This window comes from Actinospica robiniae DSM 44927 (genome assembly GCF_000504285.1).
GTDB classification, from domain to species: Bacteria; Actinomycetota; Actinomycetes; order Streptomycetales; family Catenulisporaceae; genus Actinospica; species Actinospica robiniae.
The window spans coordinates 6,942,119-6,967,526 of sequence record NZ_KI632511.1 but is presented as its reverse complement, the minus strand read 5'-3'; the positions used below and the strand labels follow the sequence as shown (position 1 = coordinate 6,967,526).

21 protein-coding genes are annotated in these 25,408 nt (G+C 71.4%); 3 read left to right on the top strand and 18 right to left on the bottom strand.

Features of this window, described 5'->3' with window-relative positions:
* The first annotated feature begins 73 nt into the window (after window positions 1-73).
* The gene (locus ACTRO_RS29920) at window positions 74-1,369 is read left to right on the top strand and encodes a PspC domain-containing protein (protein WP_034268441.1); all 1,296 of its coding nucleotides are present in this window, start codon (window positions 74-76) and stop codon (window positions 1,367-1,369) included.
* Complete coding sequence (locus ACTRO_RS29915) at window positions 1,366-1,548, top strand: hypothetical protein (protein ID WP_034268438.1); 183 nt, start codon at window positions 1,366-1,368, stop codon at window positions 1,546-1,548. Before ACTRO_RS29920 ends, ACTRO_RS29915 begins: the two co-directional genes overlap by 4 nt.
* A gap of 16 nt (window positions 1,549-1,564) precedes the next feature.
* Here the strand turns inward: ACTRO_RS29915 and ACTRO_RS29910 are convergent, their stop codons facing one another.
* The 13 genes from ACTRO_RS29910 to ACTRO_RS29850 all read right to left on the bottom strand — a co-directional run bounded on the left by ACTRO_RS29910 (window position 1,565) and on the right by ACTRO_RS29850 (window position 18,204).
* Window positions 1,565-2,803 (bottom strand): hypothetical protein, encoded by a 1,239-nt coding sequence (locus ACTRO_RS29910; RefSeq protein ID WP_051451599.1) that lies wholly within the window; start codon window positions 2,801-2,803, stop codon window positions 1,565-1,567.
* 205 nt (window positions 2,804-3,008) lie between these two features.
* Window positions 3,009-4,586 (bottom strand): glutamine-hydrolyzing GMP synthase, encoded by a 1,578-nt coding sequence (gene guaA / locus ACTRO_RS29905; protein WP_034268432.1) that lies wholly within the window; start codon window positions 4,584-4,586, stop codon window positions 3,009-3,011.
* Between the two features lie 407 nt (window positions 4,587-4,993).
* Entirely contained in the window at window positions 4,994-5,344 is a 351-nt protein-coding gene (locus ACTRO_RS29900) for a chorismate mutase (RefSeq protein WP_034268429.1), read from the bottom strand.
* A gap of 325 nt (window positions 5,345-5,669) precedes the next feature.
* Entirely contained in the window at window positions 5,670-5,957 is a 288-nt protein-coding gene (locus tag ACTRO_RS29895; RefSeq protein WP_034268426.1) for a WXG100 family type VII secretion target, read from the bottom strand.
* 84 nt (window positions 5,958-6,041) lie between these two features.
* A complete protein-coding gene (locus ACTRO_RS29890; RefSeq protein ID WP_157436537.1) occupies window positions 6,042-6,353 on the bottom strand; it encodes a WXG100 family type VII secretion target in 312 nt (103 codons plus the stop codon).
* 339 nt (window positions 6,354-6,692) lie between these two features.
* On the bottom strand, window positions 6,693-8,321 hold the full coding sequence (locus ACTRO_RS29885) for a succinic semialdehyde dehydrogenase (RefSeq protein ID WP_034268421.1): 1,629 nt from the start codon (window positions 8,319-8,321) through the stop codon (window positions 6,693-6,695).
* Between the two features lie 133 nt (window positions 8,322-8,454).
* Window positions 8,455-10,401, bottom strand: coding sequence for a TIGR03960 family B12-binding radical SAM protein (locus ACTRO_RS29880; RefSeq protein ID WP_034277310.1), 1,947 nt, complete (start codon window positions 10,399-10,401; stop codon window positions 8,455-8,457).
* A 45-nt stretch (window positions 10,402-10,446) separates the two neighbouring features.
* Complete coding sequence (rodA, locus tag ACTRO_RS29875; RefSeq protein WP_034268418.1) at window positions 10,447-11,706, bottom strand: rod shape-determining protein RodA; 1,260 nt, start codon at window positions 11,704-11,706, stop codon at window positions 10,447-10,449.
* Entirely contained in the window at window positions 11,706-13,949 is a 2,244-nt protein-coding gene (mrdA, locus tag ACTRO_RS29870; protein ID WP_034268415.1) for a penicillin-binding protein 2, read from the bottom strand. Before mrdA ends, rodA begins: the two co-directional genes overlap by 1 nt.
* 57 nt (window positions 13,950-14,006) lie before the next feature.
* The gene (gene mreD / locus ACTRO_RS29865) at window positions 14,007-14,588 is read right to left on the bottom strand and encodes a rod shape-determining protein MreD (protein ID WP_051451598.1); all 582 of its coding nucleotides are present in this window, start codon (window positions 14,586-14,588) and stop codon (window positions 14,007-14,009) included.
* Complete coding sequence (gene mreC / locus ACTRO_RS29860; RefSeq protein WP_051451597.1) at window positions 14,588-15,460, bottom strand: rod shape-determining protein MreC; 873 nt, start codon at window positions 15,458-15,460, stop codon at window positions 14,588-14,590. The genes mreD and mreC overlap by 1 nt, the downstream gene beginning before the upstream one ends.
* 52 nt (window positions 15,461-15,512) lie before the next feature.
* Window positions 15,513-16,532 carry a rod shape-determining protein gene (locus tag ACTRO_RS29855; protein WP_034277304.1) on the bottom strand — a complete coding sequence of 340 codons (1,020 nt, stop codon included), beginning with the start codon at window positions 16,530-16,532 and terminating at the stop codon, window positions 15,513-15,515.
* 331 nt (window positions 16,533-16,863) lie between these two features.
* Window positions 16,864-18,204: an MFS transporter gene (locus tag ACTRO_RS29850; protein ID WP_211244457.1), complete on the bottom strand. Its 1,341-nt coding sequence runs from the start codon at window positions 18,202-18,204 to the stop codon at window positions 16,864-16,866.
* A gap of 228 nt (window positions 18,205-18,432) precedes the next feature.
* On the opposite strand from ACTRO_RS29850, the gene ACTRO_RS29845 reads away from it, so the two are divergent.
* Window positions 18,433-19,323 (top strand): tyrosine-protein phosphatase, encoded by an 891-nt coding sequence (locus ACTRO_RS29845; protein WP_051451596.1) that lies wholly within the window; start codon window positions 18,433-18,435, stop codon window positions 19,321-19,323.
* Window positions 19,324-19,408: 85 nt separating this feature from the next.
* On the opposite strand, the gene ACTRO_RS29840 is transcribed toward ACTRO_RS29845, so the two are convergent.
* The 5 genes from ACTRO_RS29840 to ACTRO_RS29820 form a co-directional block, all read right to left on the bottom strand.
* Window positions 19,409-20,197 (bottom strand): maleylpyruvate isomerase family mycothiol-dependent enzyme, encoded by a 789-nt coding sequence (locus ACTRO_RS29840; protein ID WP_051451595.1) that lies wholly within the window; start codon window positions 20,195-20,197, stop codon window positions 19,409-19,411.
* Between the two features lie 102 nt (window positions 20,198-20,299).
* The gene (gene dnaE, locus ACTRO_RS29835) at window positions 20,300-23,890 is read right to left on the bottom strand and encodes a DNA polymerase III subunit alpha (protein ID WP_034268412.1); all 3,591 of its coding nucleotides are present in this window, start codon (window positions 23,888-23,890) and stop codon (window positions 20,300-20,302) included.
* Between the two features lie 89 nt (window positions 23,891-23,979).
* Window positions 23,980-24,468 (bottom strand): DUF6348 family protein, encoded by a 489-nt coding sequence (locus ACTRO_RS50510; protein ID WP_157436536.1) that lies wholly within the window; start codon window positions 24,466-24,468, stop codon window positions 23,980-23,982.
* 17 nt (window positions 24,469-24,485) lie between these two features.
* Entirely contained in the window at window positions 24,486-24,911 is a 426-nt protein-coding gene (locus ACTRO_RS50505; RefSeq protein WP_034268406.1) for a DUF6348 family protein, read from the bottom strand.
* A gap of 55 nt (window positions 24,912-24,966) precedes the next feature.
* On the bottom strand, window positions 24,967-25,407 hold the full coding sequence (locus tag ACTRO_RS29820; protein WP_034268402.1) for a GNAT family N-acetyltransferase: 441 nt from the start codon (window positions 25,405-25,407) through the stop codon (window positions 24,967-24,969).
* Window position 25,408 lies beyond the last annotated feature (1 nt).

The following is a 25,408-nucleotide window of genomic DNA, read 5'->3' as shown; positions in this document are numbered from 1 at the left end:
CCGGCCGGTTCAGGGTCGAATCCGGGCGGTGCCCGATGGTGGCGCGGGCGCGTCGGCTGCGATCGTTGGGAACATGAGCGAACCGAGGACATACGGCGGGGCGAACCCGCGCGGCCCGTTGCGCCGCGACCGGCGGTCCAAGGCCGTGGCGGGGGTGTGCGGCGGACTGGGCCGGCACCTGGGCACCGACCCGGTGATCTTCCGCATTCTGTTCGTGGTCTTCTCGTTCGTCGGCGGCCTCGGCCTGCTGGCGTACGCCGCGGCGTGGTTGTTCGTGCCGCAGGAGGGGGCGGAGCAGTCGGAGGCGCACCGGATGCTGACGGGGAACAACCCGTGGATGGCCGCGCTGATGGCGGTCGGCCTGGGGCTCGGCGTGATCGCCGCGGTCTCGGCGCTGAGCAACGGATTGAGCGGCATGTGGCCGATGTGGCTGATCGCCGGCGCGGTCTTCGCCGTGCTGCTGTGGCGCGGCGACATCAAGCTGGGGCGCTACGTCACCTTCGGGCTGCCGCAGCGGCCGCCGACCTGGTGGCAGCAGCCGGTCGCGGAGGCCGAGGAGGGCGCCGAGGCCGAACGCGAGCAGACGCAGGGGCCTGACGAAGCGGCCGAGGAGAGCGCCGAGCCGCGGGACGAGGTCCCGCCGCACTACGCCGCGTACACCGCCGCCGCGCCGTCCTTCGGCACCGGCCCGGACGTCGGCCTCGCCGAGGCCGAGAACACGCGGCCGGTGCGCAGCCGGCGGCGCGGCTACGGCGGGCTGGTACTGGCGAGCCTGCTGGCCGTCTCGGGCAGCCTCGGCGTGCTCAACGCGGCCGGCGTGATCAGCCTGAACTGGCTCTCCGGCGGGGCGCTGGTCCTGCTGCTGCTCGGCGCGGGCATGGTGATCGGCGGGCTGTTCGGCAAGACGACCGGGCTGGTGCCGATCGGCCTGGTGCTCGCGATCCCGTTGATCCTGCTGACCGCGGTGGGCGTCCCGCTGCACGGCACCGTCGGCGACGCCGACTGGGCGCCCGCGTCCGCCGCGGACGTGCGTGCGCTCTACCAGATCGGCATCGGCGACGGGTCGCTGGACCTGAGCCACGCCGCGCCCGGAGCGGGCCGGACCCTGCAGGTCAAGGCCCAGATCGGGATCGGCGACCTGGACGTGGTCCTGCCGCCGTCCGTCGACGTGCGGGTACAGGCGCACGACGGCGTCGGCAGCCTGGACGCCGCCGGCGAGACGGTGAACACCGGCGACACGGTGAACACCAGCCGCTGGAACGTGAATGAGAGCTTTGACATGCCGACCCGCGCCGCGCATCCGCAGGGCACGATCGTGCTGGTGATCGACGTGGGGTGCGGCGACGTGAACGTGGAGGAGGGGCAATGAGAATCAAGCCGGATGCCGCGTCGATCCTGGCCGGACTCGTCTTCATCGCGATCGGCCTGGTCTACCTGCTCTCGAGCGGCGGCCACGTCACGGTCGGAGCGCGCTGGGCCTTCTCGCTGCTGGTGCTGGGCCTCGGGTTGACCGCCGTGGTCGGCCTGCTGACCCGGCGCCGGCGCTGAGGCCGCGGGCGGGCGCTCAGTCCTCGGCCGCGGCGATGTCGAGGGCGTAGTCCTCGGTCTCCAGCCCGGAGGCGGTGACCACGCGCACCGTCCACGGGCCGGGGTCGACGTCCGGCGGGATCGGCACGGTGACCGAGGTGTCGGTCGGGTTGCTGAACCCGCCCTCCGCGCCCGGCACCAGCGGGACGTGGATGTGGATCGGGCCCAGCTTCACGGCTATCCGGGCCAGCTGGTCCGGGGCGGCCGCGGCCGGCGGCACGAATCCCAGGCCCCTGATCTCGATCTCGTCGCCCTGCCGGACCGGGCCGTCCAGCCCGCCGGGCGGGCGCACCCGGACCACCGAGACCACGACCGGGCCGCGGGCCTCGACCAGGCGCACCGCGGCGAACAGCACGGCCGAGCCGAGTGAGATCCACACCACGGTGCTCGGCAGCTGCGGGAGCGCGTAAGGGTTCTTCGCCAGGCCGGCGACCAGGAACAGCACCGCGGCGAGGTACGAGGGCAGCCAGACCGCCGAGGCGAGCGAGCCGAGGCCGGTCTCGTCCAGCGCCAGGTCGCGCAGCTGCGAGCGCTGGCCGGGCAGATAGGGCATCGCACGGCGGCGCATCCGGCTCGCCGCCACCGCGTTGGTCACGATGGACACCAGCACCGGCGCGGCCAGCAGGGCCAGATACTCCCAGCGCGGATGCGAGATCGCCGCGTTGACCTCGGCCCGCTCGGCCGAGGTGGCGGCGGCGAAGTCCTCCACCGCGAAGTAGACCAGGGCGGTGCTCAGCGCCGCGCCCCAGAGCAGGCCGAGGGCCTTGGCCGGGGAGAGCCGCCCGTCCGCCCCCACCATGAAGCACAGCACTCCGCCGAGCTCGCTGTGCACCAGGCTGAGGCTGGTCACCAGCAGGCCGAAGGCGGCGAAGGCGAAGAGCACGGCGGTGCGCGGCAGGGTCCAGCCGGCGGCGAGCGGCGCGGTGGCCAGATCGATCAGCGCGACCAGGCCGAACAGGCCCCAGCTGCCGCGCATGGCCTGCTTGCCGACGAGGGCGAGCCAGGCCGAGTTCTCCGCCCGGGCGGCCGCGGCCAGCCGCTGCGCGCGCCGGGTCAGCTCGTCGGATATCCACTGCCGTGAACCGCTCTCGGAATGCGAGAGCGCGGCCGGCACCCCTTCGTTCTGCGCGAATTCCCGGCAGCGGGCGGCGAATTCGGCCAGTTCCCGTTCGTACTCCTGGCGGGCACTGCCATGGCAGTCCGGGCCCTGGGACACCGAGATTCCCTCCGACACCGAGAGTTGCACTGCGTTGGTAAAGGCGCACTACCCCTGAGGGTGTTGCGATGCTACACCCGGGTCGGCGGCGCGCCGGGAGCGTCGCCGCCGTGTCGAAGTTTTCGTTACCAGAGCTAGACAATCCGGTCGGGATCTTCGTCCTCGAACTCGCCGGGGGCGGCCGCGGCCGCCCCGGGCGGGCCGGCTACTCCCACTCGATGGTGGCCGGGGGCTTGGAGGTGACGTCCAGCACCACCCGGTTGACCTCGCGCACCTCGTTGGTGATGCGGGTGGAGATCCGGCTGAGCACCTCGTAGGGCAGCCGGGTCCAGTCCGCCGTCATCGCGTCCTCGGAGGAGACCGGGCGCAGCACGATCGGGTGTCCGTAGGTGCGCCCGTCGCCCTGCACGCCGACCGAGCGCACGTCCGCCAGCAGCACCACCGGGCACTGCCAGATCTCCCGGTCCAGCCCGGCCGCGGTCAGCTCCTCGCGGGCGATCGCGTCGGCCTCGCGCAGCAGCTCGAGCCGGTCCTCGGTGACCTCGCCGACGATGCGGATGCCGAGGCCCGGGCCCGGGAACGGCTGGCGCCAGACGATCTCGTGCGGCAGACCGAGCTCCTCGCCGACCTTGCGCACCTCGTCCTTGAACAGCTTGCGCAGCGGCTCGACCAGCTTGAACCGCAGGTCCTCGGGCAGCCCGCCGACGTTGTGGTGGGACTTGATGTTCGCGGTGCCGGTGCCGCCGCCGGACTCCACCACGTCCGGGTAGAGCGTGCCCTGCACCAGGAACTCGATCGGCTCGCCCTCGGCCGCGGCGTCGGCCAGCAGCTCGCGCTCGGCCTGCTCGAAGACCCGGATGAACTCGGCGCCGATGATCTTGCGCTTGGCCTCCGGGTCGGACACCCCGGCCAGCGCCTTGAGGAAGCGCTCGCGGGCGTCGACGACCTTGAGCGCCACGCCGGTGGCCGCCACGAAGTCGCGCTCGACCTGCTCGGCCTCGCCCTTGCGCAGCAGGCCGTGGTCGACGAAGACGCAGGTCAGCTGGTCCCCGACGGCGCGCTGGACCAGGGCCGCGGCGACCGCGGAGTCCACGCCGCCGGACAGCCCGCAGATCACCCGGCGGCTGCCCACCTGCTCGCGGACGAGGGCCACCTGCTCCTCGACCACGTTCGACATGGTCCAGGTCGGGGTGATGCCGGCGCCCTGGTAGAGGAAGTTCTCCAGCATCCGCTGGCCGAACTCCGAGTGCATGACCTCGGGGTGGTGCTGGACGCCGTAGAGCCGCCGCGCGTCGTCCTCGAACGCCGCCACCGGCGTGCCCGCGGTCGACGCGGTGACGCTGAACCCGGCCGGCGCGGCCACCACGGCGTCGCCGTGCGACATCCAGACGATCTGGGCGTCCGGCGACCCGGCGAACAGGGTCGAGCCGGTGTCCGCGACGGAGAGCGCGGTGCGCCCGTACTCGCGGCCGTCGGTGTGGTCCACCGTCCCGCCGAGCGCGCGGGCCATGGCCTGGAACCCGTAGCACATGCCGAAGGTGGGCACGCCGGACTCGAACAGCTCCGCCCCCACGTTCGGGGCGCCCTCGGCGTAGACCGAGGACGGCCCGCCGGAGAGGATGATCGCGGCCGGCTTGCGCTCGAGGATCTCCTCGACCGTCGCGGTGTGCGGCACGATCTCGCTGTACACGCGCGCCTCGCGGACGCGGCGGGCGATGAGCTGGGCGTACTGCGCGCCGAAGTCGACGACGAGGACCAGGGGGGTGGTGGCGTCCGTATCCATGATGATTCGATTCTACGGCCCCGCGCAGCTTGCCCCCGTTCCGCGCTGTCCACGGGTGGACGCGGCGGCCGCGGGACGAAAGCCTTCACCCCGCGCTGAGCGGCGGCGGGGTGAAGGTCCGAATGGCAGTGGCGGGCGAACGACCGCCCGCGCGACGCGTGCCGGGGCGAGGTCCCACAGCCGGGCCGGCGACCGGAAGCGCCTGACCCGAGCCGATCGCTCCGGATCCATTCACGGGGGACAACGACTGAGCGGACTTCCGGTTACGCGGGACGTGTTGCACGGCGGAGCAGGTTGCAGCCGCCGATCGCACCGGAGGTGACGCGGCCGTGCGCCGCGCGCCGGTGGCGGTGGCGGTGGCGGTGGCGGTGGCGGTGGCGGTGGCGCCGACGGTATCGCCACGACCGTCACAGCCGACCGCGGCCGAGCTCCAGCAGCGCCATGGCGACGTCCCGGCCGGGGCGGCCGAGGGCGCGGGTGTAGCGGCTGATGACGTCCGTCTCCCGGCGCAGGTCGAAGCGCCGGCCGCCTTCGGCGATGCGGGAGGCCTGGATCTCGGCGGAGACGGCCGTCCGGCGCTGGATGAGCGCGATGAGTTCGGCGTCGATCGCGTCGATCTGTTCGCGCCCGCCGCGTACGCCGAGCGGGGTGGCCTCCGCGGGCGACGCCGCTGTCTCTGCCTCCGCCGCGATCACTGTCTGCGCGGCGGCCTGTGTCTTCGCGGCCGGTTGGGGCGTGGTGTCGGAGATGCTGCTCATGGGTCTCGCTCCTCGTCTCGGGCGCGGGAGGATCCGGCGGCGAGGGGCGCTGCGCGCAAAAGCTCGGCGCCCCCGGACCGGGATCGGTCCGGGGGCGCCGTAAGGTCTGTCGGCTGTGTCTCAGCGCTCGACGACGACCAGGCCGGCCGGAACGATCCGGTGGCCATAGCTAAATCGCCGGGCGCGAGAACTCATGGCTCGACCTTAGCAGAGGGCCGCTCGGGCCCTCGTGTCGCGCCGCCTTGCGGATGACGGGAACGGACGACGGACTCCTCGCCCCTCCCGCTCCCTCCGCACACCGGCGCGGCGGTGCGTGCGACGCGACTCAGTTCCAGGCCGCGGCGTTCGACTTCTCAGTGGACTGGTAGGCGTCGTGCGCGGCGCCGACCACGCGGCCGATGCCCTGGAGCACCTGCAGGGCGTCCTGCTGGGCCTGGGTCCAGGCCTGCTGCTGCACCTGGTAGTTCTCCATCGCCTGACCGGTCCAGGAGGACACCAGCGGCTGGAGCATCTGGCGCAGCTCGTCGAGCTGCTGGGTGAGCTGGCTGGCGCACTGGTTGATCTGCTGCTCGGCGTTCGCCAACGCCTCGAATGTAACGGCGATTTGAGCCATGGATCTTCTCCCCTCGTGAAAGTAGCAACTGCGGACGGCTGTCGAAAGCGTCCGCTTCGGCGCGCATCGGCGCGCCGAGACGAATCAGGTCAGGCCGCCGAGAATGTTCCTGATCGCGGAGGTGTTCTCCGTCTCGGAAGCGTTGTAGCTCTTGGTGTTCGAGTCCAGCGCGTTGGCGATGTTGCCCAACGCCGTCGAGAGCTTCTGCGAGTCGCCGTTGAAGCGCTCCATCAGCTGCTGGAAGGCAGCGGACGCGTCGCCCTTCCAGGTGCTGGCGAGCGGCTCGAGGTTGTTCATCAGCGAGCGCATCTGCTGCTGAAGGCTCTCGGAGACCTGCTGAACCTGCTGGGCCGCCTTGGCCATCTCATCGGTTGTTGTTCCGAATGAGGAACTCAACGTAACACGCCACCTTTCCCCGTCGTAGGAATGGAGTTGACTGCGCAGCACGTCGAGGGCAGCCCCGTCGTGTCGCAGAATACTGCGAGCCTCCGCCCCGCCCGGTGCCCCCCCGACTTTCAACTCCGCCCAGAGGTGCCGACCGCGGTATCGCCCGCGGGTACCAAGCTACTTCCCGACCCGCGGACAGCGGTAGTCGGACGCCCGATATTACCTTCCCTTTACGTTTCCCCCCGGGCGCGCGCGCCTTTTCGCGGCCCGGGGAGGGGGATCTGACGGCACGTCGGCCGTACGTCGCCGGCTGTTTCCCGGCCCGCCGCGCCGCGGCCGCGACGGCGGCTACTTCATTCGCAGGGTTTTGATGATGCGCAGCGCCGAGCCGAGCACCCGGGTGAAGCGCTCCGGGGACATGCCCAGGCTCGGGCCGATCGGCAGCAGGGCCTGACGGGCGACGGTCTGGATCTCGGTGTAGCGCCACAGGCCGTCCGCGCCGGAGCGCCGGCCGAGGCCGGAGTCGCCCATGCCGCCGGCCGCCGCGGCGACCGAGCCGAAGGCCGCGGCGTAGCCCTCGTTCACGTTGACCATGCCGGTGTGCAGCCGCAGCGCGGTCTCGGTGGCGCGCTTGGAGTCGCGGGTCCAGATCGAGGCGCTCAGGCCGAACCTGGTGTCGTTGGCCGCCTTGACCACCTCGGCCTCGTTCTCGAACCGGTAGAGCGAGACCACCGGGCCGAAGGTCTCCTCGGCGTACAGGGTCATGCCCGGCGCGACCTCGCTCAGCACCGTCGGCTCGTAGAACAGCGGGCCGACGTCCGGCCGGCGCCGGCCGCCGGCCAGCACCTTCGCGCCCTTGATCCGGGCGTCCTCGACGTGCTGGGTGACCGTCTCGAGCTGCCGGGTGTTGGTCAGCGAGCCGATGTCGGCGGCGAAGTCCAGCTTGGAGCCCAGCTTGAGCGCCTTCACCTCGGTCACGAACCGCTCGACGAACTGGTCGTATATCGAGTGGTGCACGTACATCCGCTCGATGGATATGCACAGCTGCCCGGCCGAGGTGAAGCAGGCCCGCATCGCCCCGGCCACAGTCTTGTCCAGATCAGCGTCGTCGAACACGATCATCGCGTTCTTACCGCCTAGCTCGAGCGAGCAGCCGATCAGCCGGCCAGCCGCCTGCTGGGCCACCTGCCGGCCGGTGCGGGTGGAGCCGGTGAAGGCGACGTAGTCGGCGTGGTCGACCACGGCCGGGCCGGTCACCGGGCCGTCGCCGGTGACGATCTGCCACAGCTCCGCCGGCATCCCGGCCTGCACCGCCAGCTGCCGCAGGTAGATCCCGCTGAGCGCGGTCTGGTTGTCCGGCTTGTGCACCACGCCGTTGCCCGCGACCAGGGCCGGCAGGATGTCCATCGCGGCCAGCGCCAGCGGATAGTTCCACGGCGTGATCACCCCGACCACGCCCTTGGGGTGGCGGTACTCCACCGTCTTGGTCAGCAGCGTGATCGCGCCCGGCCGGCGGCGCGCCTTGAGGTAGCCCGCGGCCGCGTGCGCGTAGTGCCGCGCGGTGGACGCCGAGACGGCCACCTCCTCGTACGCGTGCAGCCGGGTCTTGCCCGTCTCCACCTGCAGCAGGCTCAGCAGGTGCTCGGTGTTGTCCAGGATCAGGTCGTGCAGCCGGCGCAGCACCGCCGCCCGCTCCCCCACCGGACGCGCGGCCCAGGCCGCCTGCGCCGCGCGGGCCTTCTCGAAGGCGTGGCGCACGTCGCCCGGGCCGGACTGCGGCAGGTCCACGATCGTCTCGCCGGTCAGCGGCGCGACCACCTCCACCACCTGGGGATGGGAGCCCACGGTGAGCTGTTCGATCAGCCGGGCGGCGAACTCCCTGGGCAGGTGGGGCCGGATGGTCTCGAGCCGGTCCTCGCGCGCCGGCGCGGCCGTGCCGGTCCGGGAAGCGTTCGCGGTCGTGTCGCCTGCAGTCATACGGACAGATTAGGCCGCCACGAGGCCTCGGCGAAACCGCGTACGGGGCAACAGACCTGGTGACGAAGCACAAAGTTCCGGTCAAATGCGCCGACCGGAACCCGGCCGCGCCGAACGGCGGCCGGCGCGCGCGTCAGACCACGCTCAGCGGCAGCAGCTTCTTCCCGGTCGGCCCGACCTGGATCTCGGTGCCCATCTGCGGACACACGCCGCAGTCGAAGCACGGGGTCCAGCGGCAGTCCTCGACCTCGGTCTCGCGCAGCGCGTCCTCCCAGTCCTCCCACAGCCAGTCCCGGTCCAGGCCCGAGTCCAGGTGGTCCCAGGGCAGCACCTCGATCTGGTCGCGCTCGCGGGTGGTGTACCAGGCCACGTCCACCGGCTCGTCGGCCAGCGCGCGCTCGGCCGCGGCCATCCAGCGCTGGAAGGAGAAGAACTCGGACCAGCCGTCGAAGCGGCCGCCGTCCTCGTACACGGCCCGGATGACCTTGCCCACGCGGCGGTCCCCGCGGGAGAGCAGGCCCTCGACGAGGCCCGGCTTGCCGTCGTGGTAGCGGAAGCCGATGGCCCGGCCGTACTGCTTGTCGGCCCGGATGACGTCGCGCAGCTTGCGCAGCCGCGCGTCGGTCTCGTCCGCGCCGAGCTGCCCGCACCACTGGAACGGGGTGTGCGGCTTGGGCACGAACCCGCCGATGGAGACGGTGCAGCGGATGTCGCGGGAGCCGGTGGCCTCGCGGCCGGCCTTGATCACGTTGCGGGCCATGTCCGCGATCTGCAGCACGTCCTCGTCGGTCTCGGTCGGCAGCCCGCACATGAAGTACAGCTTCACCTGCCGCCACCCGGCCGAGTAGGCCGCCGTGACGGTGCGGATCAGGTCCTCCTCGGAGACCATCTTGTTGATCACACGGCGCATCCGCTCCGAGCCGCCCTCCGGCGCGAACGTCAGGCCGCTGCGACGGCCGTTGCGGGAGAGCTCGTTGGCCAGGTCGATGTTGAACGCGTCCACCCGGGTCGAGGGCAGCGAGAGCGAGGTGTTCGTGCCCTCATACCGGTCGGCCAGGCCCTTGGAGACCTCGGCGATCTCGGAGTGGTCGGCGGAGGAGAGCGAGAGCAGGCCGACCTCCTCGTAGCCGGTGGCCTCCAGGCCCGCCTTGACCATCTCGCCGATGCCGGTGATCGAGCGCTCGCGCACCGGCCGGGTGATCATGCCGGCCTGGCAGAACCGGCAGCCGCGGGTGCAGCCGCGGAAGATCTCCACGCTCATCCGCTCGTGCACCGTCTCGGCCAGCGGCACCAGCGGCTTCTTCGGGTAGGGCCACTCGTCCAGGTCCATCACCGTGTGCTTGGCCACCTGCCACGGCACGCCGGAGCGGTTCGGGGCGACCCGCTGGATCCGGCCGTCGGCCAGGTACTCGACGTCGTAGAAGCGCGGCACGTACACCCCGCCGGTCGCGGCCAGGCGCAGCAGCAGCCCGTCCCGGCCGCCCGGGCGGCCCTCCTGCTTCCAGGCGCGCACGAGGTCGGTGATGGTGAGCACGGCTTGCTCGCCGTCGCCGATCACGGCCGCGTCGATGAAGTCGGCGATCGGCTCGGGGTTGAACGCCGCGTGCCCGCCCGCGATCACGACCGGGTGCTCCAGCCCGCGGTCGGCCGCCTCCAGCGGGATGCCGGCCAGGTCGAGCGCGGCGAGCATGTTGGTGTAGCCGAGTTCGGTGGAGAAGGAGACGCCGAACAGGTCGAAGTCGCCGACCGGCCGGTGCCCGTCCACGGTGAACTGCGGCACGCCGGCCGCGCGCATCTTCTCCTCGAGGTCCGGCCAGACCGAGTACGTGCGCTCGGCCAGCACGCCCTCGCGCTCGTTGAGCACCTCATAGAGGATCATGACGCCCTGGTTGGGCAGGCCCACCTCGTACGCGTCCGGGTACATCAGCGCCCAGTGCACGTCGCACACGTCCCACTCCTTGACCGTGGAGTTGAGCTCGCCGCCGACGTACTGGATCGGCTTCTTGACCGACGGCAGCAGCGACTCGAGGTCGGGCCAGACGGAGCGGCCGGTGACCCGGTCGAAGGGCGCAGTACTCATGCGCCAAGGGTAGCCGCCCAGCTGGCCGCGCATGAACGCCGCAGGTCACCGCGCCGTGGAGCGCAGCCGCACGTTCTCCAGCAGCCCGATCGCCATGAAGTTGGCGAACATGGACGAACCGCCGTAGGAGACGAACGGCAGCGGGATGCCGGCGACCGGCATGATCCCGAGCGTCATCCCCACGTTCTCGAACATCTGGAAGGCGAACCAGCACACCACGCCGCCGGCCAGCAGCAGCGGGAACGGCTCGCTCGCCTGTCGCGCGATCACGCAGGCGCGCCAGAGCAGCAGCGCGAACAGGCCGATCACGACCAGGCCGCCGGCCAGGCCGAGCTCCTCGCCGATCACGGTGAAGACGAAGTCGGTCTGCTGCTCGGGCACGAACTGGCCGTTGGTCTGGGTGCCGTGGAACAGCCCCTGCCCGAACACCCCGCCCGAGCCGATGGCCAGGCGCGCCTGGTGGGTGTTGTAGCCCACGCCCTGCGGGTCCAGGTTCGGGTCGGCGAAGGCGGCGAACCGGTTGAGCTGGTGCTGGGCCAGCAGGTGCAGCTTGACCGCGGCGAAGCCCACCGCCCCCAGCGCCACGCCGAGCACGGCCAGCCGGCGCAGCGGCACCCCGGAGATGACCACCAGGCCGGCCGTGATCGCCACCAGCACCATCGTGCTGCCGAGGTCCGGCAGCAGGGTGATCACGGCCATCGGCAGCGCGGCCGCGGCCAGCGCCAGCAGCAGCTGCGGGTTGCCGGGCCGGGTGTCGTCGATCCGCCGGTCCTCGACCTGGGCGATCATCAGCCGGCTGCCGCGCACCGCCGGGCGGTGGGCCAGGATCAGCGCGAGCGCCATCACCACGCCGAGCTTGGCGAACTCGGCCGGCTGGATGGAGAAGCCGCCGCCGAGCTCGATCCAGGACCGGGCGCCGTTGACCACCGAGCCGAGCGGGGAGAGCACGGCGAGCAGGCCGACGAAGGAGAGCACGTACACGATCGGCGTCAGAGCCCGGATGCGCTTGTGGTCGAGCGCGCTGACCACCAGGGCCAGCACCACGCCGACCACCAGGTTCAGCACGTGCCGCTTGAGGAAGTACTGCGGGTCCCCGCCGGTCAGTTCGGTGCGGGCGCGGGTGGCCGACCAGACCATGACCGCGCCGAGCAGCGAGAGCGCCACCGCCGAGCCGAACAGCGGCCAGTCGAAGCGCCGCAGCACCCCGCCGGCCCGCACCGCGCTCCGGGCTCGGTCCACCCGCGCGTCGCCGAGCGACTGCGCGGTATGGACCGGGGGCACCCCGGCCGTCTCGCCGATGATCATCACTGCCCTCCGCCGTTGGGCTTGGCCTCGGGCAGGGCCGGGACCACGGGTGAGCCGGGCGGCGGCGTGGACGGCGGGGTGGGCGGCGCGGTGGGCTTGGGCGGGGCCGGCGGCCACGCCTGCGGGTACGGGTAGCTGACCGGCAGCAGTCCGTCCGGGCTGACCACCGGCAGGTGGACCGGCGGGGTCGGCAGCAGCGCCGCCTTCAGGTCCGCGCCGCCGCCCTGCACCCCGAACATGGCCTCCTCGATCTTCTCCACCGCCGGGCCGGAGACCTGCGCGCCCTGGCCGCCCTGCGGGATCATCATGACCATGGCGTACTGCGGGTGGTCGGCCGGCACGACCGAGGCGAACACCGAGGTCGGGTTCTGGCCGTAGACGTCCGCGGTGCCGGTCTTGGCGCCCACCGGGATCTGCCCCTGCGGCCAGGGTCCGTAGACGCCGGAGGCGGTGCCCTCCAGGGCCACGCCCTCGAGCGCGTTGACCACGAACTGCCGGGCGGCCGGCGTGATGGCGACGTGCCGCACCACCTTCGGCTTGTAGGTGGACAGGACCTTGCCGCCGGGGCTGAGCACCGCCTGGAGCAGGTGCGGCTGGTAGAGGGTGCCGCCGTTGACGATGGTGGCGTAGGCCCGGGCCAGCTGCAGCGGCGTGACCTCCACCCCGCCCTGCCCGATCGCCTCGAGCACGGCGTCGCCGGGCAGGAACGCGTAGCCGTCCTCGCAGTTCTCGTAGGCGATCTGCTTGAGGTAGGCGGCCCGCTCCGGGTCGGTGGCCGCCACCTCCGGGTAGCCGTTCTGGCCGTGCGCGCACCAGTTGACCTTGTTCTCCTTCCAGGACGCCAGCTTCTCCTGCCGGGTCTGGATCAGGCCGGGAGACTCGCCGGGCAGGTCGATCCCGGTGTCGTGGCCGAGGCCGAGGTTCACGGCCATGGTCTGCACCGGGTCGGCCGGGTGCGCCACCGGCTTGTTCCCGCCGTCGGCCACCCACATCTTGTAGGCCGCGCCGTAGAACACGGTGTCGCAGGAGACTTCGATCGCCTGCTTGAGCGTGATGGGCCCGAACGCCTCGCCCTCGAAGTTGTGGAAGACCTGGTTGCCGATGGCGAACGAGGTGGAGCAGTCGTAGGTGCCGTCGGCCGGGAAGCCGTCCTGGAGCATGGCGGCGGTGGTGATCGCCTTGAAGGTGGAGCCGGGCGGATACATGCCCTGATAGCCCCGGTCGAGCAGCGGGGTGCCCGCGGCCGTGCTGGTCAGCTTGGCGTAGGCCTTCGGGTCGATGCCGCCGGTCCACACGTTCGGGTCGTAGTTCGGGTAGGTGGCCATGGCCACCACGCCGCCGGTGTTCACGTCGAGCACGACCACGGCGCCGGAGTCGGCCTTGCCGAACTGCCCGGTCTCCGAGTCCCACACGCCGTGCGCGCTCTGGATCGCGGCCGCCAGCTGCTGCTCGGCGATCGCCTGGACGTGCGAGTCGAGGGTGGTGACGATGTCGTCGCCGGGCTGGGGCGCGCTCTGCGAGACGGTGCGCACGGCCCGGCCCATGTTGTCCACCGCCACCTGGGCCACGCCGGAGCGGCCGCGCAGCAGCGAGTCGTACTCCTCCTCCAGCCCGGAGCGCCCGACCATGTCCGTGGGCTGATAGTCGTTGCCGGGTTCGGCCAGCTCGTTCGGGCTGACCGGCGAGAGATAGCCGAGCATCTGCGCCGCGTTGACCCCGAACGGCTTCGGGTAGGTGCGGATGGCGGCCGGCTGGACGGTGATGCCGGGGAACTTGTCGTGCTCCTCGAGGATCTCCAGCCCGACGTTCGTGGGCACGTTGGCGGCGACCGGCACGGGCTGGTACGGCGAGCCGGCCCAGCACGGCTGGGCGACCTTGGGCGTGCACAGCCGGATCTTCTGTTCGATCTGCGCCACCGGCGTGCCGAGCAGCGCGGCCAGCCGGTTCAGCGCGTCCTGGCCGCCCTTCGGCTGCAGGCGCAGGGTGCTGGGATCGACGGTGGCCTCGAGCGTGCTGCGGTTGTCCACCAGCGGGTGGCCCTGGTCGTCCAGGATGTCCCCGCGCACGGCCGCGGTGGCCACCGAGCGCTCGTCGTTGGCCGCGGCCGCGGCCTGGAACTGGGCGCCGGAGTGCACCTGCAGGTACCACATCCGGGCGCCGAGGGTGGCCAGCAGGGCGAGCACCAGGAGCTGGACGACGCCCAGGCGGGCGCGGGCCCCGTCGAGTCGGTGCGGTCGGTGCATCGCGGGCTCCGTTGCTTGATCGCTTGACGTGTCGGCTGATCCGATGGAGGTCTTTCGTTACAGTTCGGCGACCGTGCGGGTGGACGGCTGTGGCTGGTCCAGGGCGTTGCCCGCCGGCGCGAGGATCGCGCTGCGCCGCCCCTCGTGCCGCCGGGCCAGCGCGGTCAGGCCGGGCAGCACCAGCGGCGTGGCCACCGCGGTGTAGAGCGCGCAGGCCCCGGCGCCGCGCAGCAGGCCCGGGCTGGTCAGCGTGCCGCCGGTGCCGACCAGGCTGCCGAGGACGGCGTTGGCCAGGGTGGCCGCGCCGGCGTAGGCCCCGGCGAGCAGGCTGGTGCGCAGCGCGGAGCGCCGCGCCTCGGCCGCGGCGTGCCCGGCCAGCGCGCCGACCAGGGTGAGCACCAGGGCGTGCCGGCCGGCCGCGGTCACCGAGGGCGGGACCAGGTCGAGTGCCAGCCCGGCGCAGAACCCGGCCAGCGCGCCCTGGTTCGGACCCCACGCCGCGGCGAGCGCGAGCACGGTCAGCAGCACGAGGTCGGGCACGGCGTAGGGCAGCGCGAGATGCGGCAGGATGCTGAGTTGGCAGGCGAGGGCCAGGGCGATCGCGGCGGTCGCCAGCAGCGCCCGGTAGACGGCGTGCATCAGTGGGCCCCCGGCAGCATGGTGTCCCGCGGGTCGTTGCGCACCGGCCGGGTCACGATGCCGACCGTGTCCACCGAGGTCTCGTCCACGTAGGTGGAGACCAGCGCGGTCCGGGTGAGCTGGCCCGGGGTGTCGAGCACCTTGGTGACGGTGCCGACCGGGACGCCCGGGACGCTGGTGGCCGCGTCGGCCGTGCCGAGGGTGAGCACCGGCGTGCCGACCGGGATCTTCAGCTGCGGATCGAAGAACTGGACCTTGAGCGTGTGCGGGTCCTGGCCCACCGCGGTGCCGATCGGCCCCGACCCGGCCAGCCGCACGCCGAGGATGGAGTCCGGGTCCACCGCCAGCAGCACGGTGCAGGTCTGCGGCCCGACGCCGGCCACGTGGCCGACCAGTCCGTCGCCGGTGATCACGGTCTGGTCCACCGCCACCCCGTCCCGGCTGCCCGCGTCCAGGGTCGCGGTCCAGCTGCCGTCCTGGGTCGGCGCGAGCGCGACCAGCCGGGCCGGCACCGTGGACAGGCCGCCGATCGCGGTGATCTTCTCCAGCGCGTCCAGCTGGGCCGCCCGGTCCCGGTCCTGCGAGCCCGTCTCCACCTCGGTGCGCAGCGTGGAGACCTGCGCCTGCAGGCTCTTGATCCGGGTGAGGTCGGCGGTGGAGTGCCCCCAGCCGTCGAACAGCGAGCCGACAGAGCGGGTGGCCGAGTCCGCCGTGCGCTCCACCGGCCCGAACACGCCCGCGGCCACGTTCCTGGCCTGGTCCAGCGGCCCCCGCTCGCCCGGCTGCCGCCCGTGCGCGTCCACGGTGATCAGCGCGAATCCGGCCAGCAGCAGCGCCAGGAGCCCGAGCCGGGTGCGGCGGGTGTCTCGCATGAATCAAGGTCCTTCGTCAGGTACGGCGGGGTCCGCGGGCTCGGCGCCCCGGCTAGCGGCGGACTCCGGTGCCGAGCACCGGCTGGAGCGCGTCGAAGTCCTCCACGCAGCGGCCGGAGCCGAGCACGACCGAGTCCAGCGGGTTCTCCGCGACCAGCACCGGCATCCCGGTCTCCCGGCGCAGCCGCTGGTCCAGGCCGCGCAGCAGGGCCCCGCCGCCGGTCAGCACGATGCCGCGGTCCATGATGTCGCCGGACAGCTCCGGCGGGCACTTGTCCAGGGTGTCGCGCACCGCGTCGATGATCTGCGCCACCGGCTCCTCTATGGCCCGGCGGACCTCGGTGGAGGTGAGCACGATGATCTTCGGGAGGCCGGAGACCAGGTCCCGGCCGCGCACCTCGGCGTGCAGCTCGTTGTCGGTCTCGTCGGCCGAGCCGATGGCCAGCTTGATCTCCTCGGCGGTGCGGTCGCCGAGCAGGATCGAGTACTCCTTCTTGGCGTACTGGATGACCGCGTTGTCGAGCTCGTCCCCGGCCACCCGCACCGAGTTCGCGGTCACGATGCCGGCGTAGGAGATGACCGCGACCTCGGTGGTGCCGCCGCCGATGTCCACCACCATGTTCCCGGTGGCCTCCTGGATCGGCAGCCCCACCCCGATCGCCGCCGCCATCGGCTCCTCGATCAGGTGCACCTGCCGGGCCCCGGCCGCGTCCGCCGCGTCCTCCACCGCCCGCCGCTCCACCCCGGTGATGCCGCTGGGCACGCAGATGACCACCCGCGGCTGGGCCAGCAGCCGGCGCGGATGGACCTTGCGGATGAAGTAGCGCAGCATCCGCTCGGCGATCTCGAAGTCGGCGATCACCCCGTCCTTGAGCGGCCGGATGGCCACGATGTTGCCGGGGGTGCGCCCCATCATCTTCTTGGCCTCGGCGCCCACCGCCAGCACGGCCCCGTTGTGCGTGTTGACCGCGACGACGGAAGGCTCGTTCAGCACGATGCCCCGCCCCCGGACGTATACCAAGGTGTTGGCGGTACCCAGATCCACCGCGATGTCCCGGCCGACGACCGACATGCCCATAGCTGTAGCAACCTTCCGCGAGCGCTGACCGGCCTGCGCGAGGGCGGGGCGGTCGAGCGCGATCACCCAGAGCGAGGGATTTCTGACGCCGAGTGAGCTTTCCCGTCGATCCTAGCCACAAGCACGGCCTGTTCCGTGACGCCTGGGGCCTTCCCGGTGGGCGTGTCGGCGGAAACGGCTGTTCGCCTGGTCGAGTGACGAAAGAGCTTCGCTGATCGAGCGGCCGAGTGAGCGAACGGGTCGCGGAGAGGTGGTGGCGGCTGCCGTCGCCGCGGTCAGTCCTCGCCGCGGTCAGCCGTCGTCGCGGCCGGCGGACCGGGGACCGTCAGATCTCGGCGCGGTAGTCCCGGTACTGCGGCACGAACACGGCCACGGCGATCATCCCGAGCACGACGAGCACGCCACCGCCCGTGATCGTGGCCCGGGTGCCGATCGCCGCGCCCCCGATCCCGTGCACGAGGTCGGCCAGCCGCGGCCCGCCGGCCACGACGACCGTGAAGACGCCCTGCATCCGTCCCTTGAGCTCGTCGGTGACGACGGTCTGCAGGATCGATTGCCGGAAGACCATCGACATCAGGTCGGCCGCGCCGCCGAGGGCGAGGAAGGTCGTGGCGAGGGTGACGTTGCCGGACAGGCCGAAGCCGATGATGGCCGCGCCCCAGGCCCCGACGGCCACGATCGTCAGCATTCCGTGCCGCGCCATCCGGGAGAAGGACCCGGACAGCAGCCCGCCGAGCAGCGAGCCGAGCGGGATGCCGGCGTAGAGCCAGCCGAGCGCGAGCGAGTGGCCGGCGAAGGTGGTATCGGCCAACTGCGGGAACAGGGCGCGCGGCATGCCGAAGGTCATGGCGATCAGGTCGACGCCGAAGGACCAGGCGAGCAGCCGGTTGTTCAGGCCGACCTTGAAGCCCTCGGTGATGTGCGAGACTCCGGCCCGCTTGGGCGCCGACCCCAGCGGCGGCAGCGACGGAAGCCGCAGCACCGCCCACAGCGTGACGGTCAGGCCGCACGCGTCGAGCAGGTAGAGCGTGGAGAGCCCGGTGATCGGGATCAGCGCGCCGCCGACCATCGGCCCGATCAGCGACCCGGCGGACATGACGGTGCCGCCGAGCGCGTTGGCCGCGGGCAGCTCCTCCGACGGCACGAGCCGCGGGATGGTGGCCTGGCGCGCGGGCGAGTTCATGCCGAACATCGCCTGCTGGACCATGAGCAGGCCGATCAGCAGGGCTATGGAGTCGACGTGCAGGGCGGCCTGGACCCACAGCGCGATCGACGAGGCCGCGACGCCGGTGTTGGTCAGCAGCATCAGCGTGCGCCGGTCCATGGTGTCCGCGACCGCGCCGCCCCACAGCCCGAAGACGATGAGCGGAAGCAGCCCGCAGAAACTGGCGATGCCGACCCAGCCCGAGGAGTCGGTGAGCTGGTAGACCTGGAACGGCACGGCGACCGCGGTCATCTGGCTGCCCATGGCCGTGACGATGCTGGAGGTCCACAGCCGCCGGTAGGACGGGTGCCGCAGCGGCCGCGTGTCCACGGCCAGCTTCCGCAGCCGCCCGCGCCGCACCGACGGTTCGTCACTCGGCGGAGTCGCGTCGAGCCGGAGAGTGTCCGTCGCGGATCCCTCGTCATCCGGCTCGGACGGAGCGGAGGACGGGATGGAGGTCACGGACGACACGGTAAAGAATGGTACAGCTACTTGAACCTTACGTACCCCCAGTATTCAGCGGGCGGGATGGGAGCCGGCCCTGCCGCGCGGAATTCGAACCGGCGTCGCGAGCCCGCCTGGGAGCCGGGCCGCCGCGCGGAGTTCGAACCGGCGCGCTAGCTCGTCCGGGCCTCCGGATCGGCCCTCGTCGACCAACCTCCGTTAACCCGTCTGGGTTAGCGTGGCCGAATGAGCAGCGTCGAGGAACACGACCAGTCCGCCATCACCCTCTCCGCCCATGCCTCCACGCCCGTGCACCCGCCCGCGCCCGTGAACCTGCCCCCCGCCACATCGGACTCGGGCGCGTCCAGCCCGGCATATTCGCTGCTCAAAGCCGATGCGCCAGCGAAGGCGGCCGCGTCCTTCGACGTCGGCCTGCCCGCCGCGTACCTCGACGAGGTCGGCCTCGAGCGCGTGCTGAACATCGCCGGCGTGCACAACGCCCGCGACCTCGGCGGCCTGTCCGGCACGCTAGGCACAGTGCGTCGCGGCCGCGTGCTGCGCTCCGCCGCCCTCGACAAGCTGACGCCCGCTGGCGCCCGGACGCTCGCCGACCTCGGCCTCCGCACCATCTTCGACCTGCGCACGCAAGAGGAGCGCGACGAAGCTCCGAGCCGGCTGTCCCACGCCGAACTCACCGCGGTCGACCTGGTCGTCCTCGACTACCTCGGCACACTCGACGATCTGCCCGGCGGCCAGATGGAGATGTACCTGCACATCGTCGAGCGCAGCGCGACCGGGATCGTCGACCTGCTCGAGCAACTCGGCCGACCGAACGCGGCGCCCGCGCTGGTGCACTGCACCGCGGGCAAGGACCGGACCGGACTGACCATCGCCCTGCTGCTCGACCTGCTCGGCGTGCCGCGCACCGCGATCGTCGCCGACTACGTCGCGAGCAACAACGGCCTGCTCGGCCGCATCCGGACGAACGTCTCGGCCGGGCTGCTGGAGGACACGCTCGCCGCACTGGATGAGCGCTACGGCTCGCCGCGCGGGTACCTCGAGGCGCACGGACTGACCGAAGCGACAGTCGCGGCGTTGCGGGCCGAACTGCTTGAGGCGACGGTCGCAGCAAGCTGAGCTGACGCGCGCCGAACGCTCCGCCGCAGGCCGAAGCACTTGGACCCGCGTTCACTTTCACCTTCGAACTTCGACCTTCGACTGGCTACTGCGTCGCCTCCTTTCGCAGGGCCTTGAGCTGCGCCACCGCCCGATCGTCGCCCTCGATCTGCACCGCGGCGTCGTCCGTCCTGACCCAGAGCCACAGCAGCACCTCGGCGGGAGAGCCGGAGACCGTCACCGCAGCGGGCTCGGCCGACGCCGCAGTCGCCGCGGCCGCGGCCTCGCCGGGCGCGCTGTGGGCGACGTCGACCCCTGTCTCCGACGTGGTCAGCGTCCAGGTGCTGCCGCCCGCGCTCACGGCGAGCGGGCGCGGGTCGGGCTCGCGGAGGGCGGAGCCGTACTCCTCGGGGTACTTCCGGCTGAAGAAGCCGACGAACAGCGTCAGGAACTCGTCGATCCCGTCCAGCGCGATGTCCTCGTCGATCGGCGCGAGCTCGATCCCGGCCACCTGCTCCGCGTCGACGCGGTGGATGACCGACTCGTGCGCCATCCGGCGGATCCAGAAGCCGACCGTCTGGTCCGGGTCGTGCCAGGTGGCCGCCGCATCCGCCGGATCGTGGGCGTCGAAGGCGGCGGTGAGCGCGGCGAACTCCTCGTCGAGGGCTGCGACCGGATCAGGGTCGATACCCTCCGGCGGCCAGTTCTCCGGGAACGCGCCCAGCCGGATGCACTCGACCTTGTGCAGGTACGTCTGGGCGACGTGGTGGGCGAGCTGATCCGCCGTCCAATCGGGACAGCACGGCACCTTCGCCGAACGCTCGGCACTGGCGATCGCCGCGCGCAGCAGCTGGAACTCGTGGTTCAGATCGGCTCGAAGGCGTGTGGTCTCCATACATCGAGTCAATCACCCGCTACCGACAAAATCGGACAGGTCAGGCCGTGCCGCCCGTCGTAGCCGCACGTCGGACAGGCGCCGCCGCCCGCCGGCCGCGCGTCACGCGGCCATGACCCCCGGGCCGAACAGGGCCTTGACCTCGGAGTAGAAGCCGTTGCCCGCGTCCACCCGGTAGGCCGGCAGCGCGTACTTCGCCGTCGTGTCGCTGCCGACGACGTTCAGCTGCACCCGCTGGCCGCCCGGGTAGGTCTCCAGGATCCGCTTGAGCTCGGCCACGGACTGGGCGTTGACCCGCCGCTCGCGCAGCGTGAGCAGCACCGGCATGTCGGAGCCGACGGTGGAGATGTCCAGCGGGGCGAGCTCCTTGCCCATCACCGACTTGACCCCGTCGCGCTCCTTGAGGTTGCCGAGCACCGAGACCGCGGCGTCCGGACGCAGCTCGTCCATGTACAGCTGGTAGGCCTGCGGGAAGAAGAGCACGTCGATACTCGCGTCGAGGTCCTCGACCACCACGGCCGCCCACGTCTCGCCACGCTGGTTGACCTTGCGGTCGACCTTCGTGATCAGGCCGGCGATACGCACCGGACCCTCGGTCCGCTCGTTCTCCAGCAGATCCGGGATGGACAGATCGCGGTTGCGGGCCAGCAGCGGCTCCGCGCCGCCGAGCGGGTGGTCGGAGACGTAGAGGCCGAGCATCTCCCGCTCGTAGCTGAGCAGGACCTTCTTGCTCCACTCCGGCGCGTCCTGCGCGATCGCGGCGCCGCCGAAGGAGCCGGCGTCGGGCTCGTCCGCGCCGAGCTCGCCGAACAGCGAGTCCTGGCCGAAGGCCTCGGCCTTCTTCAGGCTGATCACCGAGTCGACCGCGGATTCGTGCACTTCGATCAGGGCGCGCCGGGGGTGGCCGAGCGAGTCGTACCCGCCGGACTTGATCAGCGACTCGACCGCGCGCTTGTTGCACACGACCAGCTCGACCTTGTCCAGGAAGTCGCCGAACGAGGTGTACGTGCCCTTCGACTTGCGCGCCCGGATGATCGCGTCCACCACGTTCTCGCCGACGTTGCGCACGGCGCCGAGGCCGAAGCGGATGTCGGCGCCGACCGGGGTGAACTGGTGGGCCGAGTCGTTCACGTCCGGCGGCAGCACCCGGATGCCCATGCGCCGGCATTCGGCCAGGTAGACGGCCGACTTGTCCTTGTCGCCACCGGTCGAGGTGAGCAGCGCGGCCATGAACTCGACCGGGTAGTTGGCCTTCAGGTACGCGGTCCAGAACGAGACGATGCCGTAGCCGGCGGTGTGCGACTTGTTGAATCCGTACCCGGAGAAGGGCACGAGCACGTCCCAGACGGACTGGATCGCCTCCTTCGAGTAGCCGTTGTCCGCCATGCCGGCGGAGAAGCGCTCGAACTCGGCGTCCAGGATCTCCTTCTTCTTCTTGCCCATCGCCCGGCGCAGCAGGTCGGCGCCGCCCAGCGAGTAGCCGGCCAGGTTCCGCGCGATCGCCATGACCTGCTCCTGGTAGACCACCAGGCCGTAGGTCTCCCCCAGGATCGGCTCGAGCACCTCGGCCAGCTCCGGGTGGATCGGGGTGGCCTCCTGCCGGCCGTTCTTGCGCTCGGCGTAGTTGATGTGCGAGTTCGCTTCCATCGGGCCCGGCCGGTAGAGCGCGAGCACGGCCGCGATGTCGCCGAACTTGGTCACGCCCATCGACTTGAGCAGGTTGCGCATGCCCGAGTTGTCGAGCTGGAACACCCCGAGCGTGTCGCCGCGGGACATCAGCTCGAAGGTCTTGTCGTCCTGCAGCTCCAGCGTCTCGAGGTCGATCTCGACCCCGTGGTTCACCTTGATCAGCGCGATCGCGTCGGAGATGACCTTGAGGTTGCGCAGCCCCAGGAAGTCCATCTTCAGCAGGCCCATGGCCTCGCAGCTCGGGTATTCGAACCCGGTGATGACCGCGCCGTCCTTCTCCCGCTGGTGCAGCGGGACGGCGTTGGTCAGCGGCTGCGAGCCGATGATGACGGCGCACGCGTGCACGCCGAAGTTGCGCATCATGCCCTCGACGCCGCGTGCGGTGTCGATGACCTTCTTCACGTCCGGGTCCGCGTCGTAGAGCGAGCGGATCTCGCCGGCTTCCTTGTACCGGTCGTGCTTCTCGTCGAAGATGCCGTAGATCGGGATGTCCTTGGCCATCACCGGCGGCGGCAGCGCCTTGGTGATCTTCTCGCCGAGGGCGAAGGGGTAGCCCAGGATCCGGGACGCGTCCTTGATCGCCTGCTTGGTCTTGATCCGGCCGAAGGTGTTGACCTGCGCCACGCACTCGGCGCCGTACTTGTCGGTGACGTAGCGCAGCATCTCGTCGCGCCGGTCGTCCGCGAAGTCGAGGTCGATGTCGGGGGGCGAGATGCGCTCGGGGTTCAGGAACCGCTCGAACAGCAGCGCGTGCTCGATCGGGTCGAGCTCGGTGATGCGCAGGCAGTAGGCGACCATCGAGCCGGTGGCCGAGCCTCGGCCCGGGCCGAGCGCGATGCCGGTGCGCTTGGCGTACTGGCAGATGTCACCGACGATGAGGAAGTACGCGCTGAAGTCCATCCGCTCCATCAGCGCGAGCTCGAGCTCGATCCGGTCCGCGTACTCCTGGCTCAGCTCCGGCCCGAACCGGCGGTGCGCTCCGGCGTAGACCTCCTTGCGCAGCCAGGACGCCTGGGTCTCGCCCTCGGGCACCGGGAACTGCGGCATCCAGGACTTGTTCTCGGCGAAGACCTCGTCGTACGCGTCCGGGGCTACCATCTCGGCGATCAGCAGCGAGCTGTCGCAGGCGCCGGGCACGGAGTCGAACAGCCGGCGCATGTCCTCGGCCGGCTTGATGTAGTAGCCGGTGCCGTTGAAGCGGAAGCGGGTGGGGTCGTCGAGGTTGCGGCCGACGCCGATGGCCAGCATCGCGTCGTGCGCGGGGGCCTGGTCCTCGGTGATGTAGTGCGAGTCGTTGGTGGCCAGCGGCGGGATCCCGAGCTTGCGGCCGATCTCGAGCAGGCCGTCGCGCACCTGGCGCTCGATGCCGAGGTCGTGGTCCATCAGCTCGAGGAAGTAGTGGTCCTTGCCGAAGATGTCCTGGTAGGCCGAGGCCGCCTTGACCGCCTCGTCGAACTGGCCGAGCCGCAGCCGGGTCTGCACCTCGCCGGAGGGGCAGCCGGTGGTGGCGACGATGCCCTCGGCGTGCTGCGAGATCAGCTCGCGGTCCATCCGCGGGGCCTTGTAGAAGCCCTCGAACGAGGCGATGGAGGAGATCTTGAACAGGTTGCGCAGCCCGGTCGCGTTGACCGACTGCATGGTGATGTGGGTGTAGGCGCCCCGCCCGGAGACGTCCTTGCCGCCCTCTTCCTCGTCGTCCCCGCCCGCAGACGGCCGCAGGTGCGCCGGACCGCCCCAGAACACCGGCTTCTTGGTGAACCGCGACTCCGGCGCGACGTACGCCTCGATGCCGATGATGGGCTTGATATCGGCACCCGAGGCCCGGGCGTCCTTGGCCGTCTTCCACAGGTCGTAGGCGCCGAACATGTTGCCGTGGTCGGACATCCCGACCGCGGGCATGCCCAGCCGCGCCGCCTCCGCGACCAGCGGCTTCATCTTGGCCGCACCGTCCAGCTTGGAATACTCGGTGTGGACGTGCAGGTGGACGAAGGAGTCGGAAGACACGGTCGGGGAGCTCCGTTCTTACGTGGCTGACGCGGGCCGACTCCACCTTAGTGCTTCCAGAGATGGGCTGAGCCCGGGCCCCGCCGGGCTCAGCCGACCCGTAGCCGCGGGTCCCGGTCGCCGAGCACCTGCGCCGCCGGCCAGCGCTTCCGAAGCACTTCGGCGAGCAGGAAGTTGCCCACTCCCTCGGCGATCACCATCACGTCGGTGCTGACGCGCACGAGCCGGGTGCGCTCATCGTCGGAGAGTTGCTCGATGAGGTAGGGGGCGGGCAGCGCGAAGCCCGGATGTTCGCCGTCGAGGCACCCGCCGCACTGGCACGCTCCGGCGCAGGCGTCGTCGTGCTGATGACCAGGCCCGTGGCCGGCTACCTCGCCCGCGGCCGGCTCATCGAGATCGAGCCGCACGTTCGGGAACACCGGCTCGGTTCGGCCGGGCGGCAGTGGAATGAGCAGTGCGTAGTAACGCACGGCGGTGAACGCCTTCGGCACCGGCAGGTTCAGCGGGGCCATCGCGGCGGAGGCGGCCTCGTGCCGCTCGCCGTTGACGCGGATCTCGCACTCCATCGATTCGGGCATGCCGCCGTAGAAGACTTTCACCCCGTTGAAGAACGGCGCACGCCACGCTCGTGATCCGGCCCCGTGTGGCCGGCGAAACGCTCGCGCCGGTCGAGCAGTTCGAGCAGGCAGACCCCTGCGGTCTGCACCCAGTTGTCCGCGGCGCGCCGCTCTTCTCCGGCCATCGCCGCGACGCAGTCCAGGAAGTGCGGCACCTCCGGCTGCACGCTCACGTCCGGCAGCGCGGCGAGGTCGTAGTGGCGTCCGCCGCCATGCCGGGGCGGCACGACCGCCACCGCCCACCCCTGCGGGCTGATCAGCGAGTTGCCCCTGAGCTCCGCGCCCCGGGTGACGCCCGGCACGTACGCTTCCAGGCTCGCCTTGACCAGCGCGAGGAACTCGAGGTCCGCCAGCCGCTCCGGCGGCGGCTCGGCGGGGCGTTTGGCACGGCGTATCAAGGGCATGCCGCGGATCTTAGCCGAGCCGAACTTCGGCCCACCGCCGGTTTTCCGGACTTGCTCAGATCAACCGCTTGAACATGTGCACGTCCTCCGCGCCGCCGGGAATGCCCAGCGTGCGGCCGGTTTCGACGTAGTCGTGCCGCTGGTAGAACTCGGGCGCCTGGAAGGTGAAAGACGACACGCAGACGCGGTCGCAGCCGCGTCGGCGGGCCTCCTGCTCGGCGGCGAGCAGGATCTTGCTGCCCCAGCCGTCCTTGCGGTGCCCCTCGCGGACCCACAGCATGCTGATGCCGCACAGCCCGGCCCAGTACCACGCGGTCAGGCCGCCGACGATCTGCCCCGCACCGTCGACGACCTTCACCGAGAAGTGCCCCTGATCCTCCTTGCTGGTGCCGGTCGCGGCGAAGTTGTACTCGTCCAGTCCGGCATCCAGCACGGCGGAGAGTTCGGGGTCCTGGTCGCCGGTGATCAGGTGCGGCGCGCTGTGATCAGTCGTCATG

Coding starts and splice junctions, on each gene's coding strand:
- ACTRO_RS29920 (WP_034268441.1), top strand. CDS start 74: ATGAGCGAACCGAGGACATACGGCGGGGCGAACCCGCGCGGCCCGTTG.
- ACTRO_RS29915 (WP_034268438.1), top strand. CDS start 1,366: ATGAGAATCAAGCCGGATGCCGCGTCGATCCTGGCCGGACTCGTCTTC.
- guaA (WP_034268432.1), bottom strand. CDS start 4,586: ATGGATACGGACGCCACCACCCCCCTGGTCCTCGTCGTCGACTTCGGC.
- ACTRO_RS29900 (WP_034268429.1), bottom strand. CDS start 5,344: ATGAGCAGCATCTCCGACACCACGCCCCAACCGGCCGCGAAGACACAG.
- ACTRO_RS29895 (WP_034268426.1), bottom strand. CDS start 5,957: ATGGCTCAAATCGCCGTTACATTCGAGGCGTTGGCGAACGCCGAGCAG.
- ACTRO_RS29885 (WP_034268421.1), bottom strand. CDS start 8,321: ATGACTGCAGGCGACACGACCGCGAACGCTTCCCGGACCGGCACGGCC.
- ACTRO_RS29880 (WP_034277310.1), bottom strand. CDS start 10,401: ATGAGTACTGCGCCCTTCGACCGGGTCACCGGCCGCTCCGTCTGGCCC.
- rodA (WP_034268418.1), bottom strand. CDS start 11,706: ATGATCATCGGCGAGACGGCCGGGGTGCCCCCGGTCCATACCGCGCAG.
- mrdA (WP_034268415.1), bottom strand. CDS start 13,949: ATGCACCGACCGCACCGACTCGACGGGGCCCGCGCCCGCCTGGGCGTC.
- mreD (WP_051451598.1), bottom strand. CDS start 14,588: ATGCACGCCGTCTACCGGGCGCTGCTGGCGACCGCCGCGATCGCCCTG.
- mreC (WP_051451597.1), bottom strand. CDS start 15,460: ATGCGAGACACCCGCCGCACCCGGCTCGGGCTCCTGGCGCTGCTGCTG.
- ACTRO_RS29855 (WP_034277304.1), bottom strand. CDS start 16,532: ATGTCGGTCGTCGGCCGGGACATCGCGGTGGATCTGGGTACCGCCAAC.
- ACTRO_RS29845 (WP_051451596.1), top strand. CDS start 18,433: ATGAGCAGCGTCGAGGAACACGACCAGTCCGCCATCACCCTCTCCGCC.
- ACTRO_RS29840 (WP_051451595.1), bottom strand. CDS start 20,197: ATGGAGACCACACGCCTTCGAGCCGATCTGAACCACGAGTTCCAGCTG.
- ACTRO_RS50510 (WP_157436536.1), bottom strand. CDS start 24,468: ATGCCCGAATCGATGGAGTGCGAGATCCGCGTCAACGGCGAGCGGCAC.
- ACTRO_RS50505 (WP_034268406.1), bottom strand. CDS start 24,911: ATGCCCTTGATACGCCGTGCCAAACGCCCCGCCGAGCCGCCGCCGGAG.
- ACTRO_RS29820 (WP_034268402.1), bottom strand. CDS start 25,407: ATGACGACTGATCACAGCGCGCCGCACCTGATCACCGGCGACCAGGAC.